General features: G+C 37.5%; 18 protein-coding genes and 3 pseudogenes. 4 read left to right on the top strand and 17 right to left on the bottom strand.

Features of this window, described 5'->3' with window-relative positions:
• Positions 1 to 373: 373 nt before the first annotated feature.
• The 6 genes and pseudogenes from HCK02_RS10440 to HCK02_RS10415 form a co-directional block, all read right to left on the bottom strand.
• Positions 374 to 688 (bottom strand): HNH endonuclease, encoded by a 315-nt coding sequence (locus HCK02_RS10440; protein WP_167630055.1) that lies wholly within the window; start codon positions 686 to 688, stop codon positions 374 to 376.
• Positions 688 to 951: a hypothetical protein gene (locus HCK02_RS10435; protein WP_167630054.1), complete on the bottom strand. Its 264-nt coding sequence runs from the start codon at positions 949 to 951 to the stop codon at positions 688 to 690. Before HCK02_RS10435 ends, HCK02_RS10440 begins: the two co-directional genes overlap by 1 nt.
• 85 nt (positions 952 to 1,036) lie before the next feature.
• Positions 1,037 to 1,882 carry a S1 family peptidase gene (locus HCK02_RS10430; protein ID WP_167630053.1) on the bottom strand — a complete coding sequence of 282 codons (846 nt, stop codon included), beginning with the start codon at positions 1,880 to 1,882 and terminating at the stop codon, positions 1,037 to 1,039.
• Between the two features lie 260 nt (positions 1,883 to 2,142).
• A complete protein-coding gene (locus tag HCK02_RS10425) occupies positions 2,143 to 2,568 on the bottom strand; it encodes a DUF722 domain-containing protein (RefSeq protein ID WP_167630052.1) in 426 nt (141 codons plus the stop codon).
• A 14-nt stretch (positions 2,569 to 2,582) separates the two neighbouring features.
• On the bottom strand, positions 2,583 to 2,735 hold the full coding sequence (locus HCK02_RS10420; RefSeq protein WP_167630051.1) for a hypothetical protein: 153 nt from the start codon (positions 2,733 to 2,735) through the stop codon (positions 2,583 to 2,585).
• Positions 2,728 to 2,940, bottom strand: a pseudogene (locus HCK02_RS10415) (DUF3310 domain-containing protein); the annotation flags it as partial. The gene HCK02_RS10420 and the pseudogene HCK02_RS10415, both read right to left, overlap by 8 nt.
• Before the next feature lie 1,040 nt (positions 2,941 to 3,980).
• On the opposite strand from HCK02_RS10415, the gene HCK02_RS10410 reads away from it, so the two are divergent.
• Together HCK02_RS10410 and HCK02_RS10405 are read left to right on the top strand one after the other, a co-directional pair.
• Positions 3,981 to 4,289: a helix-turn-helix domain-containing protein gene (locus tag HCK02_RS10410; protein WP_167630050.1), complete on the top strand. Its 309-nt coding sequence runs from the start codon at positions 3,981 to 3,983 to the stop codon at positions 4,287 to 4,289.
• Positions 4,290 to 4,342: 53 nt separating this feature from the next.
• The gene (locus HCK02_RS10405) at positions 4,343 to 5,503 is read left to right on the top strand and encodes a tyrosine-type recombinase/integrase (RefSeq protein ID WP_167630049.1); all 1,161 of its coding nucleotides are present in this window, start codon (positions 4,343 to 4,345) and stop codon (positions 5,501 to 5,503) included.
• On the opposite strand, the gene HCK02_RS10400 is transcribed toward HCK02_RS10405, so the two are convergent.
• From HCK02_RS10400 to pfkB, 8 genes and pseudogenes are all read right to left on the bottom strand, one after another.
• Positions 5,430 to 6,266: a hypothetical protein gene (locus HCK02_RS10400; RefSeq protein WP_167630048.1), complete on the bottom strand. Its 837-nt coding sequence runs from the start codon at positions 6,264 to 6,266 to the stop codon at positions 5,430 to 5,432. The two genes, HCK02_RS10405 and HCK02_RS10400, sit on opposite strands and share 74 nt — an antisense overlap.
• Complete coding sequence (locus HCK02_RS10395; protein WP_167630047.1) at positions 6,266 to 6,694, bottom strand: hypothetical protein; 429 nt, start codon at positions 6,692 to 6,694, stop codon at positions 6,266 to 6,268. The genes HCK02_RS10400 and HCK02_RS10395 overlap by 1 nt, the downstream gene beginning before the upstream one ends.
• A 561-nt stretch (positions 6,695 to 7,255) precedes the next feature.
• Positions 7,256 to 7,765 (bottom strand): hypothetical protein, encoded by a 510-nt coding sequence (locus tag HCK02_RS10390; protein ID WP_167630046.1) that lies wholly within the window; start codon positions 7,763 to 7,765, stop codon positions 7,256 to 7,258.
• Between the two features lie 72 nt (positions 7,766 to 7,837).
• Positions 7,838 to 8,236 carry a hypothetical protein gene (locus HCK02_RS10385; RefSeq protein ID WP_167630045.1) on the bottom strand — a complete coding sequence of 133 codons (399 nt, stop codon included), beginning with the start codon at positions 8,234 to 8,236 and terminating at the stop codon, positions 7,838 to 7,840.
• Between the two features lie 128 nt (positions 8,237 to 8,364).
• Complete coding sequence (lacD, locus tag HCK02_RS10380; RefSeq protein WP_167630044.1) at positions 8,365 to 9,306, bottom strand: tagatose-bisphosphate aldolase; 942 nt, start codon at positions 9,304 to 9,306, stop codon at positions 8,365 to 8,367.
• Positions 9,299 to 9,736, bottom strand: a pseudogene (locus HCK02_RS14290) (PTS sugar transporter subunit IIA); the annotation flags it as partial. The gene lacD and the pseudogene HCK02_RS14290, both read right to left, overlap by 8 nt.
• Positions 9,737 to 9,853: 117 nt before the next feature.
• Positions 9,854 to 11,212: pseudogene (locus tag HCK02_RS10375) on the bottom strand (PTS fructose transporter subunit IIC); the annotation flags it as partial.
• Between the two features lie 2 nt (positions 11,213 to 11,214).
• Entirely contained in the window at positions 11,215 to 12,144 is a 930-nt protein-coding gene (pfkB, locus tag HCK02_RS10370) for a 1-phosphofructokinase (RefSeq protein ID WP_167630042.1), read from the bottom strand.
• Positions 12,145 to 12,283: 139 nt separating this feature from the next.
• Between pfkB and HCK02_RS10365 the strand changes: the two genes are divergently transcribed.
• On the top strand, positions 12,284 to 13,045 hold the full coding sequence (locus HCK02_RS10365; protein WP_122865143.1) for a MurR/RpiR family transcriptional regulator: 762 nt from the start codon (positions 12,284 to 12,286) through the stop codon (positions 13,043 to 13,045).
• 182 nt (positions 13,046 to 13,227) lie between these two features.
• Positions 13,228 to 14,880, top strand: a complete 1,653-nt coding sequence (locus HCK02_RS10360; protein ID WP_167630041.1) for an alpha-keto acid decarboxylase family protein — start codon at positions 13,228 to 13,230, stop codon at positions 14,878 to 14,880.
• A 69-nt stretch (positions 14,881 to 14,949) separates the two neighbouring features.
• On the opposite strand, the gene HCK02_RS10355 is transcribed toward HCK02_RS10360, so the two are convergent.
• From HCK02_RS10355 to HCK02_RS10345, 3 genes are all read right to left on the bottom strand, one after another.
• Positions 14,950 to 15,330, bottom strand: coding sequence for a hypothetical protein (locus HCK02_RS10355; RefSeq protein WP_167630040.1), 381 nt, complete (start codon positions 15,328 to 15,330; stop codon positions 14,950 to 14,952).
• Positions 15,331 to 15,497: 167 nt separating this feature from the next.
• Positions 15,498 to 16,325 (bottom strand): ABC transporter permease, encoded by an 828-nt coding sequence (locus HCK02_RS10350; RefSeq protein WP_167630039.1) that lies wholly within the window; start codon positions 16,323 to 16,325, stop codon positions 15,498 to 15,500.
• Positions 16,318 to 17,202, bottom strand: coding sequence for an ABC transporter ATP-binding protein (locus HCK02_RS10345; RefSeq protein ID WP_167630038.1), 885 nt, complete (start codon positions 17,200 to 17,202; stop codon positions 16,318 to 16,320). The genes HCK02_RS10350 and HCK02_RS10345 overlap by 8 nt, the downstream gene beginning before the upstream one ends.
• Positions 17,203 to 17,338 lie beyond the last annotated feature (136 nt).

Raw genomic sequence — 17,338 nt, 5'->3', positions numbered from 1 at the left:
GAGTAAAAACAACATAGCTTTCAAATAATGTATGTAAAGCAAAAAAGGGAATCCCTATAACCACATGATTTTTTTAACATCCAAAATAGACTCGCGTATACATGCACAAAAAAATAGGCGTACACAATCACTTCTTCCACTTTGGAAAGCTGAAATTTTTCAACACAGTCACACTCTTTTCTCTTAATTCTTATATCCTCTCTAGTTAACGGTTTTCAGATCAGCGTTTAGCCATAATCTTTTTAACACCTCTTAACGCAAAGTCCTTCCTTGCATTTTTCTAAACAGAAGACCCCCACACCGTTCCCATGAGGGAGGTTAAACTGGAAACTTTTCGGGCGGGGGTGTTGATACATCAACGTTTTTCGCTGATTTACCAATTTTCATCATGCGCCCATTTATTGCTTTTTTTAATAAATCTTTGATGTTTTTTGTTATGACACTTCACACAAAGCGTTATGAGATTTTCCAACTCAAGTCCAAGCTCTGGGAATTGTTCGAGTTCTTTTATGTGGTCAACGTCTAAGCGCTTGTGCTTTTGCTTCGTGGCTTCGTCCTGTTGTATAAAGAGATCGCCATTCTTTTTGCAGGCTTGGCATTCGAAGTTATCTCGCTCAAGTGCTAGCAATCGCACAGACTGCCACGCACGAGACTTATAGAACGCTCTGCGCTGTTCTTTACTTAGCATTAAAAGTCAAATCCTTCTTCTGTTTCTTCTTCGTCCTCTGTGTATTCTGTCTGCTTCTTACCTGCCTCTGCAATTCCCCGCAAGGCTTCACTAAGTAACAAACACTTATAGTAGAACTGTTCTTCTTCGTTCATGTTATCAAGTACAAGCTCATTTAGTTCATGAACAAATGAACCAAGTTTCACATCTTCATGCTTGGCAAGGCTCATCATAAGCTCATAACCATGTGATACATAGGGTTTTAGTACATCTCTTTCATTCATTCGTTTCTCTCCTTAAGTCCAATATAAAAAGCCCTTGCGATATGCAAAGACTTTTTATATTAAAATTATTTAATTGTGAAACTCTCTATATTAAACCCAGCTCCGCTTCAGCTCTTCTTTCTATGAGCGGTAAAAAGTCAAATAAACATTCTGCCTTAATTATTATACCTAAGTTATTAGGAATTGGCGTAATAATATTATTTAAAGTTGTATTAGGGTCGATGTTAAAAACCCCTTGCGTATTACTTTGATAAACTGCCGAATTTATTCCTAAAAGTCTAAATCTACTTCCCATCATGACCGTTTTGTTATGATAATAAGTTCCCCTATTCATTAAAATAACGGGAGAACCGCTTGAACCTGGATAAATAGAACAATCTATAATAAATTTTCTCTCACCGTTAAACTCTTTTCTTATGTCTGTAGCAGTTCGACCAGACCTTACTAAAGGTAAATTATTTACTTCGTCCCATAAACCATTAGGATAGCCCACAACCGCAATATCTTCAACTGCTTGCATACCGTCCAATTCTTCTTCTTTACAAAACAGTGAATCATTTAAACACGGTGCAAGAATGTTCTTTCCTTTATTTTTAAGGTCATCAAGTATTCCGCCCATCGGCATAATGGCTAAATCAATATTCTTATCTGGATGAAAAACAACGCCGTCTTGCAAGGCACCAACGCTTATTTTCACATGGTGCGTTGTGTCTTTAGTATTGTTGTCCTTGATCTCCGTCAAAACTAGTTTGACACTTTCCAAATCTTCAAAAACATGACGGTTTGTAACAATAAAAAGTGTGCATTTTTCCTCGTCTTTTATTTTTATATCAAACGAAAAAAAGAATCCTGTGGCACTCACTTCTAACCCTTCTTCTGTATTTCCCACTATCCTAACGGTTGAATGAATAAATTGTTCTAGCATGTCCATAGTTATCATCCTTTTTTTCTTTTAGTATACAATAATACAACTCTCTATTCAACATGTAATAGAGAGTTGCAATGAAAGGAAGATGCTTCATACTATAACAACACGTGTAAGAAAGAGGCGAGCAGATACACATATAAGATAAATTAGTGTTTCGCCTAAATTCCTTACTCTATCATAATAACACGTTTTTAAGTGCCAAACGGGTCAAAAACGGGTCAACTTTTTTTGAAATGAATATCAAGCGTCATTCAATAAAGTAATCAATACCCCAATCTTTCCGCAATACGATAGACTACTTCTTTCCGTTTTCGTTTCGCTGTGCTTTCGCTCATGTTCAACCTGTTCGCAATCCATGTCCAAGTGGGCTTCCCCTTATCCCAATACCTGAAATGTATTAATTGCTTATCTTCATCGCTTAGCTGATTCAACACCGTTTCAATCGCGTTCAATGTCTTTTGCATTCGTTCAATACGTCTATCCATCTGCAACAATAACGCCCGTTGTTCGGTCGGATTGCTTATGAATCCACTTGAACCGCCGCCCATATTCTCGTCTCGCTGTTCTTGAAAAGACGCACCTAACACAACGTTGATTCTTAATTCTTCAAGTTCTTTCTTCGTTGTATGATAAAATCTTATTTCGTCTTCAATTGCTTTATAGTGTGACTTTCTTAGTCGTTTACTCAATCAGCACCGCCCCTTTAGTCCTTTATTAAATTCGCAATCACAACATAGACCAACAAAGAAATAGCAGACGTTTCAAAGTCTACAATGTGCAAATAAAACAACAAGCCCATGCCAAGCGCACCAAGTCCCAGAATCAAATAAGAAAATAAAGATAAATATTTAACCATGCTCTTCTACCTCACTTATTAAATCATTTAAATAAAACTGCGCTTTCTTCAAGTCTTCAAGTCCGTTCTTATGCTCATATCGTGAAACATACTTAATAATGTTTGCTACAGCGAAAGAAGGATAGTGCGTTATTTTCGCTTTAATATAATCAAGCGTTTCAATGCCCCCCGCTGTATAATGTGCAGGATTGTTCACATTATCAGAAGGTATATTCTGATTATGCGTTTCTACTTTTTTTATACTCATTTTCTTACCTCACCTTTCAAAATCCGCATCGTTAAGCCAATCTTTCTAAAAATCTAAGGCAAAAAGTTACAAATTCCCTTTTTTATAGCCCGCCCAGACCTCTTATATATACTTACTCCTTTTTACTACTTTCTTTATATTTAATATTTTTATTATTTATTAAAAGAAAAGAAAGTAACTAGAAACTTATATACCTTAAAAAGCCTTGTTCTGCCGTTTCTTGATGTTCCAATTCTTCTTGTTTTTTAGTTGTTATTTAAGAACTAGTAACGTCTGAAAATCTCTTGTGACCCTTGAAAATAAACACACTTGAAAATTTCTTGTCACTTCTGCCCTTGAAAACGGGCGGAAAAACTAATGATTTAAACTTTTAAGAAAAATAGAGAGTTTTGAAAGAAAAAAGGGAACTAGTAACAAAGGCATTTTGTTCCCTTCTCTTTTCTAGTTTTTTGAGTGTTACCATGTTCAAAATGATAGGGAACACCTCAAATTTTTCTAAAGTTTAAACTTGTTCTGCTGGAATGGGATTATAAACTTTTGCCGTTTTTTTATTGATTTTTTTCGCTTTAATTTCTAGCGAGTGAATTTTACGAATGGTACCTTTTAAAGCTCTCGAACTCAAAACATTTAAACCGTTCATTTTTGCATACAAATCGGAATTTAGTGCTCAAATTTGTTTACTCCTTCTCTTTTTTATGCTTTTCGCACATTGATTATCATTTTAAAAAGCGGCGATTTTTGTACACTCCTGCTTATTTTTTATGCAAGTCCTTAAAATTCTGCTTCAAATATATACAAATTGAGTATACTCTCTTAAAATCATTCATTCTTGAAATATCTCTAACAATCTTCTCCATTACCATAAAAAGCTCTATTTTCATTAATTAATGCCCTATCCCCTTCAATAATCCAGATTATTTTTTAAATTTTTATTTACTTTTTTTATAAAACCTTTTATACTAAATACGCAAATTGAATACATCATAGGAGGGGATTTCATGAAGAAAACGCACAAACCCTTAAAAGAATTGCGGCTAGCCCATCATTTCACCCAAAAACAAGTTGCCGATTCTTTGGGGTGGGTCGTTTCTACTTATGCAAATTATGAAACAGGTTTTAGAAATCTAAACCGAAAGGCGGCGAAACAGTTAAGTGAATTTTATGGCGTTTCTATTGACTATCTTTATGGGGACATTAGTCCAAATAAGGAATATGTGCTGTCCTTAATCGCCCATTTAGACGATGAGAAAGTAAAGAACGTCATTGAATACATTGAGTTTATTAGTCAAAAAGAAGCCAAAGTATAACCGTATTTTTTTCATTCTGTGCCCTTTTTGCCCAAGGAAAGGAAAGAAAACGAATGAAACCAGTATTTGATAAAGAAAAAGGATTGTGGACTTGGCGCGTACGCGTCAGAATGGACGGAAAACAAAAAGAAAGAAGCGGACGGCATAAAGATAGGGAAGTGGCAAAAAAAGACGCAATAGAAGCGTATAATGCTTTGATGAAGGAAAAAGAAGCGATAGAAGCAGGAATAGACGTTAGTCAAAAGGATAGAACCCTTGAGGACTTTATGACCGAATGGTTTGAAACTCAACGGGTTCCGATATTGAAAACCACCACAATAAACAATAGAAGAATTGTAATGCAGACGCATATTTTCCCAAAACTTGGGCATATACCCATGTCAAATATCAGTAGAAAAGTATACAAAGATTTTATAAATTCACTTGTTCCTATTCTTAGCGTGGGGACTATACGACTTTTGAATTCTATTGTGCAGTCCTGTTTTGATTATCTACGTTATGAGCTAGATGTTGATATAATAAACCCCGCTGAGCGCGTGAAAATCCCTAAGCAAATCACGTCTACAGAAAAGAAGCAAGATGAAAAAAATAAATTTTATACAGACGAGGAAATAGAAAAAATACTTGCTTGTAAAAGTATTAAACCTGTTTACATTGATATCATTAGACTAATAATTGATACAGGTTTAAGGATTGGCGAGATTTTGGGGTTATTAGAAGAAAATTACGACAGTGAAAATAAAGCGCTTGTTCTTGAATCGCAATTACTCTCAACAAGTAGACGGGAAAATATTGTATTTGGTTCTTTGAAAACGGAGGATTCTGAACGAGTAGTTTATTTAGATGATAAGGCTAATGAATTGATAAAAAAGAGAATACGAGATAACAAAAAAAACAGGCTAAAGAATCCCGAATTTAAGCAAAAATACAATTTCATTTTTAACGATAAAATCGGAAGACCTATGCTTCATACGACTTTTAGAAAAGCCATAAAGAGCGTTTGTTATAAAACGGGTGTCACTTATCATACAAAGCACCCCATCCACGCGTTCAGGCATACACACGCTAAACGCTTAGCAGATGCGGGGGTTAATGAGATCGCTATTCAGCAACGATTAGGGCACACACTAGGGTCGCAAGTTACAAAAGTCTACATGCACGCGGATGATAAGACAAGTAAAGAGGCGATTCATATTTATGCAAACAGAAAATAGAGGCTATGAATGTAATTTTAATTTGAGGGGAAAAGCGAGGGGCAGAACTTCTATAAGCGTCGCGATTCCTCTTATAACAATAATTTTCATGTTTAGTAATGTTTTCACTCATAAACCTCACTCTAAAATAGGATTTTTTTAGCAGCATAACCAAGAAAAAAACAAGAATAATCCAAATGGCAAAACAGATTGTATCTGTAGCCTCCCAAGCGCGATTCATTCTTGCTCCCATTGTGTAATTAACCATGGGGAAAAAAGAGGGCTCGAAAACCGTGAAAAAATAAATAGCAATGATACAAACAAAAACATAGATGCTAGATAGAAAAAATAACAAGCAAAAGGCTAAAAGAGCTATAAAAAAATTAGTGATTAAGTTGAATAATAGATGCACGACGATTTCTCTAGAAAAAGACAAAGTAGCAACATACAAAATCAAATGATAAAAAAGAAGCAAGCCGAAAAAACTGATGAAATTGGCATAAAAAAGAAGCCTTGTATTTTTTACACGTCCAAGTAAATAGCGATCTAAAGAATGGATGATTTCCGCAAATACTTCTAAAAAAAGAAAATAAGGAACCCACTCAAAGAGTAGCCATACAAAAGGAATTTCAAAAACGGAAAAGTCTGTTTCTATTCGAATTCCTTTAAAAATTTCACTATAGCTTTTAAAGAAAAAGGCGGCAATCAAAATAGGAAGAGCTAACCCCAGATAATGCTTTCTATTTAGCTGAGCGAAGTTGCGTTTCATAAGCTTTATGAACATTATCCTTCCCCTTTTCTCGAAAAGAGCTTTGCAAATTTGATAGTTTCACTATAGCAAATAATAAGTAGTGCCAATATGCCCCAAATTAATCCTAAATTAGGCCAGGAATAAACTTCCATTAAATCAGGTCTTTCATCAAAATACCATTTACCCGCAAAAAGTGTGGTCCCGTTAAATCTACTAACCCAAAAATCTTCAAAGAACAAATAGCCAAATAAAAAGAAAAAGGAAATAAGCGAGTGTCGAAATAGCCGTGTCAAAAATTCAAAGCAAATTAATAGAAAAAAAGTAAAAAAGAAAGTATTTATAACTAAGTAAAGAAGATTAATAGTCATTTCATCATTTTTCAAAGCAGCAGGTAGAGCGACGCAAATCTCTATAAAGCAACAGAAAAACGCTAGAAAAGCAGCACGCACAATCTGCATCATAAGTAAAAAGCGACTTGTTCTAAATCTTGCAAGAAAAAGTTCCGATGTGCTTTGACGTAGAAAACCAAAACTAATATAAAGGAACGGCAAATAAAAAAAGACAAGATATCTTTTGCTGAAAAAAAGTTCTAAACCTCTATCCTCAGGTTTCTCGCACAGTAAAAAAGTATTGATTAAAGAAAGAAAAAGCAAGAAACAAGTGATAAGAAGCCATTTCTTTTTCTCAAGCGTGAAGGAAGTAAGCAACACCGCTTTTAACTTATCCATCTCTAAGAGCCCTCTTCCTATAAAGTAGATAAAAAATCGCTAGCAGTAAAAATGGCAGTCCAAAAATCAACAAGGAAGAAGGTCTCTTCGTTGAAACCGACATATTCAGAAATTGAGCTGGAGTCCATGCTACTGAAAGATCCAAGATTGCGGATAAAAAACCAACCATAGTTTGTATTAAAAATGGGAGCAATAAGCAAATAAAGCGATTCGAAATATAGGCAGAAAATAGCGTAGCAAGTGCTGCAAATAAGCTAGCATATAAACTAACTAGAAAAATATTGATGCAAGTTGCTAAAAATGGATGGTAATAAAAAAAGAGGGAAACATGAAGGTATAAATCCCACGTCCAGCATTATCTAAGGCGAAATAGTCTTGTAGCTTGAAATCTGGCCAAATGAGGAAGAGACTTAAAAAATCAATCATTAAAATCACAAAAGGCATGAAAAAGCCAATCAATAAAGAGGCACGAAAAAACAAAAGGGCATAACCTCGATTCGAAAGTTTATATCGTGAAAAATAATGAAATCCAGATTTTTGATAGTCAAAATAAACAGAAACCGTTGGAATTGCCACTAAAATGGGGAGTAAAATATAAAGAAACGTTCCATATCCATCACCGTTTTCATTTCCAATCCACATCGTATAAGGGCTCAGATAAAAATCAAAGGAACGAATATCGAACGAGGTATGTAAAGCGGTTTGCAAATTATGAAGGATATTTAAAAACGGAAAAACGATCATTAAAATTAAGGATAAATAAAAATAAGGGTTTTTCACATAGGCTAAAAAATAGTTTTTCATGCTGTCCCACCTTTTTGGTTGCTTATAACCGACCACCTAAGTTTTGCATCTAGATGGTCGTCTTTTATGTACTTAAATATCAGGTTGCCATGAGCCGGATGCTGTAGATCTGCTTCTATCCCAAAACCAAGTACGTAACTTGAATTCAATATCTACTGAACAACCATAACCATAATTTTCAACAGCATAGTTAGGAAGTGTTTGCCCACCAAGTCTTTGCTTCTTGTCGTATCCAGCATTGACTCCCTGCCTGTTTGCTCGTGGCCACATATAAATATCACCTTTAGATTTTAAAGAACTCGTATAGATCCCGTATGATGATTTCGAATATTTTCTTGCCTTTGGTGTAAAATCATACGGACTACTGTGATAAAAAACATTTTTGAAGCCAATTCTATAAGCTGCTGTATTCATTCCTCCAATTGATAGTAGTACTACTATCAGACTAATAATAACTGCAATTTTTTTCACAAATTATGCACCTTCTTGTTGTTTATTTGAGAATTTTTTCTCATGTTCAGATTATAGCATGAAAAGTAAAGTGAAAAATTGTCACATTGTAAAAAGAACATTCCCAAATAGGAATGCTCTTTTCAAAATTATTTTTTATAGCCTGTAGCGGTTTCGGATAGTACTTGGCTGAGCGTTTCAATATTTTCTCGTCCTTTTGTTTGTAGCCATTCACGTGTTTTAGCTTCCCCATCCTGAATGAAAATGGCAACGGCATCTTTCCAAGTAGCGCGACCGCAAAGCACGCCATTAAAACTCGAACCAGCTTGCTTAGCAAAACGAAGTGTTTCTTGGAACAACTCTGCACTAACGCCTGCGCTTAAAAAGATGAATGGAAGCGCGGAAACTTCGCTTTGTAGTTTGAAATAATGGGCTGCTTCTTCCTGCGTATAAACTGCCTCAGAACCAAAACCATGAACGTATTTCATATTGACTGGAACTTCCACTTTTAAAACATCTGCCCCGTAACGCGGCTTGGAAAATTCACGCATCATTTCAAGCACTTTACGCGGTTTTAATTTAGCAAATTCCTTTTCATCGCTTACTTCCGCGTCGTAAGATAACAACTCTAAATAGAAAGGAATTTCTTCGGCCTCGCATTCGGAACCAATTCGTTCGACGAAAGCATGCTTTTGTTCGTTGATTTCATCCGCTTCGTCCACATCATAATATAGAAGAAACTTCACAGCGTCAGCACCCAGTTCTTTGATTCGTTTGGCAGACCAGACTGGTAATAAATCTGGAAGCCGTCCTGGAACGCTTGCGTCGTAGCCCGTTTTTTCATAAGCTATTAAAAGGCCCGCTGAATCCGCACGTTTTTCCGCTGCTGGAAGTCCGAATTCTGGATCAAGTAAAATCGAAGAGGCGTAAGGCGTTAATTCTTCGGAGACAAGTTGTTTAAATTGGCGGATTTTTTCATCCGTTCCTTTTTCCCCCATCATTCTTTTAAGAGCTCCTCGCTGATCGATTGCGAGCGCACTGATAATCTGGTTTTCGTCGGCTAACTTAGCCATAGCTTCTTGTTTAGTCATGTTTTTCCACCTTTTCTTTAAATAATTGTTCGATTTCCGTTTTTGTTTTCGCTTGCATTAATTCGCGAGTAAACGACTCATGAACGAGCAGCTTCGAAATTTCAGAAAGCATAGCTAGATGCCCACCAGCTCCTCCTTTTGGAATAAGCATCGCAAGGACAAGTTTCGTTTCAGAGCCATCTAGCGAATTCCATTCCACGCCATTCGCAAGTTTCATGATGATGAGCGCAGGCTTAGAAATTTCTGCAAGCTCCGTATGTGGAATCGCAATCCCATGCTCCATCCCAGTCGTACTTTCTTTTTCACGTGCTTCAAAGCCGGAAACGACTGCGTTCTTATTCGTTGCAAGTCCTTTACTAACAGCAATATCTGCTAACTGTTCAAAACAATTACCTTGCGAACTAGCTTCTACATCTGTAAAAATAAGATCTTCACGAATCACATCTGAAAGTGAGACCGATTCAGTTTTTTCGGCCACAACTGGTTGCACGTTGTCTTGCGTTTTTTGTGCTTGCTTTCGCGTGCTACGATTTTGATTCCAAGCCATCAGTGCACCAGCGATAATCGATCCCACTAAAATTGCAAGTACCCAAAGAAGCGGATGAGTTACGATCGGTAGTACGATAAAGCCACCATGTGGAGCCGGCACTTGAACTTGGAAAAGATAGGTTAAAATTGCCGCAATCGCAGATCCGATCATCAAGAATGGAATTACAACGAGCGGTTTTTTCGCCGCAAATGGAATCGCACCTTCTGTGATATGCGTTGAACCAAGTAAGAAGTTGACGTAGCCAGCACTTCTTTCGTCTGCTGAATAAGCTTTTCTAGCAAATAAAACGGCAAATCCAGTTGCAAGCGGTGGCGTGATACAAGCTGCAGATACACCGGCCATGAAGAAGTAATTCCCTTGGGCAAGAAGGGCCGTCCCAGTGACATAAGCCGCTTTGTTGACGGGCCCACCCATATCGAACGCACACATCGCCCCAACAATTAAACCAAGTAAAATGGGATTAGAATCTTGGAAACCTGCGAGGAAGTCCATCATGCCTTTGTTGATCATTTCCATTGGAGCTGAAAGTAGCCACATCGAAAGTCCTGCGATGAAAATCCCGAGAACTGGGAAAAGGAAAATGGATTTAAGGCCATCTAGTTGCTTAGGCAAGCCCTTTAAGAGATGGGAAAGTCCAAGCATCACATAACCTGCTAGGAAACCACCAACAATACCACCTAAGAAACCGGTTCCATTTGTGAAAGCAATCATCCCAGTAATGAATCCGATGATGAGTCCTGGACGTTTGGCGATGGCTTCTGCGATGTAAGCTGACAGAATGGGAACCATTAAGTTCATCGCGATGCCGCCGATTGATTTTAGATAGAAAGCGAATTCATTATATTCGGCACTTTTCGGATCAGCCGAATTGATGCCAAACATGAAACTGATGGCTACCATGACGCCGCCTGCAACAACAACAGGTAGCATATGAGAAACCCCATTCATTAAATAAACATAAATTTGATGCCAGAAGGCTGGTTTTTCTTCATCCGGTTGATTTGCTGATTTCGCGGATTCTCCGCCCGCTGCATGGTAAACAGGAACGGTATCCGATAGCGCTCTTTGGATAAGTTCAGGGGCATCTTTAATGCCACGCCCGACAGAAACGTCAATCACTTTTTTGCCAGAGAAGCGCTCTTTACGAACATCTTTATCGGCTGCGATGATCACGGTATCTGCTGCGTCAATTTCAGCTTGGGTTAGCTCGTTTTGGATCCCTTCTTGGCCGTGTGTTTCTACTTTGATGGTAATGCCACGTTCTGCTGCCGCTTTTTCAAGTGCTTCTTGTGCCATAAATGTATGGGCAATGCCTGTTGGGCAGCCAGTCGCCGCAATAATTTGATAGGTTTTCATTTTTAATACTCCCTTCTTAACGAAATGACTTCAATTTGATTTAATAACGCGTCAAGATTTGTAAGATCGCCAAGCCCCGCCGAGAAAGCCGTCGCTGATCCGGCTGCTACCGCATATTTTAAGGCTTCTTGTAAAGAGGCTTGTTGTAATCTTTTCCCGACAAATGCCGCGAGTAACGTGTCTCCTGCGCAGGCCGTGTTGACCACTTTTCCTTTTGGTGCATTGGCAAAATAGCTTTCGTGTTCATTTAAGAATAGTGCGCCCTGTGCCCCGGCGGAAACGAGCACGCCTTCTGCCCCCTTTTCTAGAAGTGACTGAGCAGCTGTTTCGATTTCGCTAATTTTCGTAAGTTTTTTTACGCCGACAAACGCTGCGAGCTCCTCTTCATTTGGCTTAATTAAATAGGGTTGATCGGACAAACAGCTCACAAGAACCTCAGAACTAATGTCAAAAATGACACGAAACTTGTTTTTCTTTGCCCGCTTTGAAATTTCTATGAAGATCTGCTCATCCACGCCTTGCGGCAAGCTGCCAGATACGAATAAAATATCGTCTTTTTCCAGTTGATCCATTTGCTTCAACAATTTGGTTTGATATTTCTCAGCAATTTCCGGACCTTGATTGACTGCTTTATATTCGAGTTTCCCAGCGCGAATAAATGTATTAATCCGAGTAATGCCAGGGACGTGAACAAAATCTGTTTGAATTCCCTTTTTCGTCAGCTCTTGTTCGATAAAGTCGCCGGTAAAGCCTGCTAAAAAGCCAAGTGCCACCGAATCAATCCCCATCTGCTTCAAAATAAAAGAAATATTAATAGCTTTTCCATTCGCTTGATAATCTTCAAAGACGCTCCGATTAACAATAAATGGTTCAAAATTTTTAAATTCCGTGAATAAATCAATCGCCGGATTCATCGTGCAGGTGTAAATCATGTTTTCACCTCTTCCTCAACTTGTGTTTTTGCTATATGATAAGTATGACGCATTTTTCTTTGTAAATGTTTTCAGAAAGCGTCAAACGGCTTGTAAAAATTTACGAATGGATGTGGAGAGCTTGGAAAGTTCCTTTTTTATGCGAAAAAAACAGCATTACCATCAGCTAAGTGAAGCCGAACGTTTTCTCATTGACTATCTCGAACGTCACTTAAATGAAATTCCTGAAAAGTCAATCGTTGCTTTAAGCGAAGAAGCAAGTGTTTCCACCGCAACGATCACGCGTACGATGCAAAAAATCGGTTATACCGGGTTTACCGCCTTTAAGATTCACATAAAAGATGAAATCTCCGACCCTGATTTCGACGTCATCGAAAAAGTCGACAACGAAATCAAAAAAGCGATCTTAAAAAACGAGCAAGAAGTGACGAATACTATTCACCAACTGGATAGCGGCACCATCGAAGACGCCATCCAAAAAATTCACTTTGCACGGCGTGTTGTGATTTTTGCTCGCGGCTTCTCTGAACTAATTGCGCAAGAAATGATGGTCAAGCTTCAGCTTCTTGGTAAGTATGCCGAGATGCACAACGACCCAAATATCATCCCAACTATCAGCAAACGTTACACGTCAAAAGATGTTGTGATTTTCATTTCACTTAGCGGAGAAACAGCCGAACTTGTCGATGCCGCTCGAGTTTGCCGTGATAAAAATGTGGGAATGATCAGCTTTACAGCGAGCCGCTCAAGTTCACTTGCACGTCTCACGGAAATTGATTTTGTTTGTCACAAATCAGCTGTATCTTACTTTCCTGATTACGAAGTTCGTTCACGACTTCCTATCCAAGTCATGGCTCGAATTGTACTTGATGCATATGCGATTCGTTTTTTTGAATCCTAATAAGAGTAAAGAAGCAAGAGCAAGGAAATGACTCTTTTACGTAGAGAGTTCTCTCCTTGTTCTTGCTTCCTTTTCTTGGTAAAAACGGAATCTTTGACGTCACTTATCAAAGTGTTACACTGGGAATTGCAGTAAGTAGAATCGCATACATTTTATAATCTTTCGAATAAGGAGGAAAACATATGTATACAATTGGAGACTATTTACTTGATCGATTAAGTGAACTTGGAATCACGGAGATTTTCGGGGTTCCAGGTGATTACAATTTACAGTTTCTTGATAAAATCATGGCAAATAAAAACCTAAAATGGGTTGGAAACGCGAATGAATTAAATGCCGCATATATGGCAGATGGCTATGCGCGAACGAGGAAAGCTGCGGCACTTGTTACAACATTTGGGGTTGGGGAGCTAAGTGCAATGAACGGTATCGCTGGAAGTTTTGCAGAAAATGTTCCCGTTGTTGAGATCATTGGTTCTCCGCAATCTGGGGTTCAAGATACGCGAAAACTTGTCCACCATACTTTAGGAGATGGCGAGTTCTCGCACTTTGAAAAAATGCACCAAGCCGTGACTGCTGCGACTGCTCATTTAACCAAAGAAAACGCGCCCGCAGAGATTGATCGCGTACTAAATACATTGCTAGAAACAAGAAAGCCGGTTTACCTTAACCTACCAATTGATGTGGCGGAAAGCCCCGCTTCAAAACCAAGCGGGGAATTATCTGGTTTGACGGAATTAACGAGCGAAGATCAAAACCTACTTCAAGAAATTGAAAGTGCATTTTTGGAAGCAAAGCAACCTGTCGTGATGGCAGGCCATGAACTTGCTAGTTTCGGCCTTGAAAAGTCCATTCAAAAGTTGATTGAAAAAACACAGCTTCCAGTCACAACATTAAGCCTTGGAAAAGGTGTGATCGATGAAACGATGCTTTCTTTTATTGGGACTTATAGCGGAGCACTTTCAGAACCAAGTGTCCAAAATTTTGTAGATCAAGCTGATTTGTTATTGTTACTGGGCGTGAAACTATCCGATTCAGTAACTGGCACTTTCAGCCAAGGTTTTAGCGAACAAAATGTGATCGCCCTTAATGTGGATGGCGTTAGCGTTTATGGTAAAGTCACTCAAAATCATCATTTTGAACCACTCATTAAAGCACTAGCAGATTTAGAAGTTACGCCTTATCAAGGGGATTATCCATCGAAAGGCTCCACTTCGACCTCCTTTATCGGGACAGATGACGACGCTACGCTCACTCAAAAAAGTTACTGGCAAGCGATGGATGCTTTCTTTCAACCGGGAGATACCCTCATCGCTGAGCAAGGAACTTCTTTCTTTGGTATTGCGCCTTTATTTTTAAAAACTGGGACGAAGTTTATCGGCCAGCCTTTATGGGGGTCCATTGGATTCACTTTTCCTGCGGCACTAGGGAGCCAAATTGCAAATCCAGATAGTCGTCATATCTTAGCTATCGGTGATGGTTCTTTGCAGCTAACGGCTCAAGAGCTAGGCGTCGCACTGCGAGAAAAGCTAACTCCGATTATTTTTGTACTCAACAATGATGGATATACGGTTGAACGTCAAATTCATGGTGCGGAGCAGTCTTACAATGATATTCCGATGTGGCACTATAAACAGTTACCGGATTGTTTTGGTGGAAACTCAAATGCCTTTCAAGCTTATCAAGTTCGCACCGAAAAAGAACTGCTCGCTGCCATGAAGGAAGCCCGTTCTGATCCAAGTCGTTTATATTGGATCGAAGTCATGCTTGAAAAAATGGATGCCCCTGAATACTTACAAAAGTTAGGCAAACTTTTTACAAAACAAAATTCTTAAGGTTAGAAAAATGAGGAATGCCTTTTGAATAGGCATCCCTCATTTTTAGTAATATGTAATTATTTCCTTTTATTCCTTCGCAGATATATTTTTTACAATAAGATAGTTTTTGATGCAAAAAACAAAGACCGCTAAAATTCCGATAAAAGCAATGACCGTAACTATTCCGATTCGAAGCGAAAACGAAACGAGAAAGAGAACAAACAAAATAAAACATGGAATCATTAATGGATTTATTTTAATCTCCAATTTATCACCCGGCTTCGCTTCCACTGTTTTTGAACCCATATACCACTGATTCGCACTTATTTGCGCTGGTCCACTTACTTCAAATTCTTTTTCTTCATTATTTTTCAGACTAGCTACTTTTTCCCGGTTCATTTTCACAGAAATTTTCGCCAACCCTCCAACAGCTCCAGTATCCCTTTTTATTCCTATTTTCATTTCCATCGCATCCCTTCTTTTTTAATTCCTCTAAAATTTTAGCACAGTTTTAAGTAAAATAATGTGTCTATTTTATGAACTTTTCTGTTATTTATATAAAAAAAAGAGCACCCAACCAACTTAGGAACCCTTTTTCATAATTTTTTCGACGATTGATTACGCTAATTTTCTTACTATGCCTCCCACTTGATTTTATACTTATAAATCACAACTGTTAGAAGTATGCTTATCCCTGTTAAATAAAAAATACTTATCATATTTTCTTGGAAAACTTGCTTGCCTAGCCATAGTCCTTCTAAAACTTTAATGGAGTGAGCCATTGGCGTAAAATCCGCCACTTTTTTAATCAAGGATGGCAGTGAGTCCAGTGGTATCGCAATGCCTGAACCAAAAATCATCACAAGAAAAATAGCTGTTGAAGCAATATTTGTACTTCTCGAAGATTTAAATAGCAACACGATTACATAACCAAGACCATAAAAAATATAAATCGATAGCAGCCAAAATAAAATGAAACTTACTCCTTGAATAAATGTCATATAGAAATGAGCATCAAAAAAAAGAAAACAAGTAAGGCTTACAAGAATTGTAGAGATCAGATTGACAACAATATAAGTAATCATCACTGAAAAGAAATACATCATATAGGATACTGGGTAAGAAAAATATCTTTTCAATGTGCCTTTCTCTTTGAGTTCACTAATTGAAATGGGAATCCCCATTAAGCCGATATTAGCAATAATAAAGACAATATTTATAGGAAACACCGTATCAATTCCTTTAAAACCTTTTTCAGCATCCATGACATCTTGTCCAAATGCTGAACCAAACACAACCGTCAATACTAAAGGTAAAACAAAGATAAAGAAAATCGAAGACGGCTCTCGCAAAATTGCTTTTGCTTCTGTTTTTATGATGGACTTACATTTAGTGAATTTGGAAGCTAGTATTTTTCCTAACTTCATTTCTTCGGTTTCTTGTACGATATTGTCTTTATGCATCCAATTTCACTTCCTTTTCTGACAGATACAAGTAAATATCTTCCACCGAAATTTGTCGTGTGTCTTCAACTTCCAATTTAAGTCTCTCATCAAGTTGATCCACAGATTTCCGGATATAAAAATTAACTAATAGACCAGAATAAACCGTTTCATAGTGGATATCAAACTCTTCTAGTTTTTGACTAATCCTCTCTGCATCTACTTTTTTACTTTGTATTCTCGTCTGATATTCAAAGGTTTCCAGTAATGAGGTCTTACTCCCTTTAAATAGTAAATTCCCTTTGCTCAATAATAAAATTTGGTCACAATAGCTTGCAGCCTGATCTAAATAATGATCAGAAACAATGCATATTTTTTCCGTTGAATAGTCTTTAATGATAGACCAAATGAAATCTCTTGTTTGAACGTCTAACCCAGAAGCTGGCTCATCAAAGAAAATAATGTCATAATCTTGAATAAAAAGAGAAGCAATCAATAATTTCCTTTGTAATCCCCCGGATAGTCTTTGGCTTTTCTTATTTCGATGTTCATACAATCCAAATTTATGAAGATATAAGTTGATGTCAATTTCTTTATCAAAAATTTCACTCACAAATTCCAATTCTTCTGTCACAGTTATGTTTTTTCTAACACCGTTTTGTTGAAAGAGAATCCCCACTTTCTTCTTGAATTCTGATTCAGTTATTACTGCATTGTATTCTACACTTCCAGAATCGGCTGAGATGATCTTAGCCAATATTTCCATCAGTGTTGATTTTCCGCTTCCATTTGGACCTGCTAATAGATATAATCCATTTTCAGAAATTTTGAAAGATACGTCTTTTAACGCATGATTGTTGCCATAATACTTATTTAAATTCATTACCGTTATATTCATGCCACTTGCCCTTTCCTGATTTTTTAGCATCAAATAATTATAAGAAACACGGCTTTCCTATCCTGCCTATTATTAAGACATTATATATGTTCTCTACTATGCACCAATAAACTTTCATAAAAGCTCTAAAAACAAA

Source organism: Listeria valentina, assembly GCF_011800755.1.
Lineage (GTDB): Bacteria > Bacillota > Bacilli > Lactobacillales > Listeriaceae > Listeria > Listeria valentina.
Note: the sequence above shows the minus strand (reverse complement) of the source record. Positions and strands in the feature narration are given on the sequence as shown.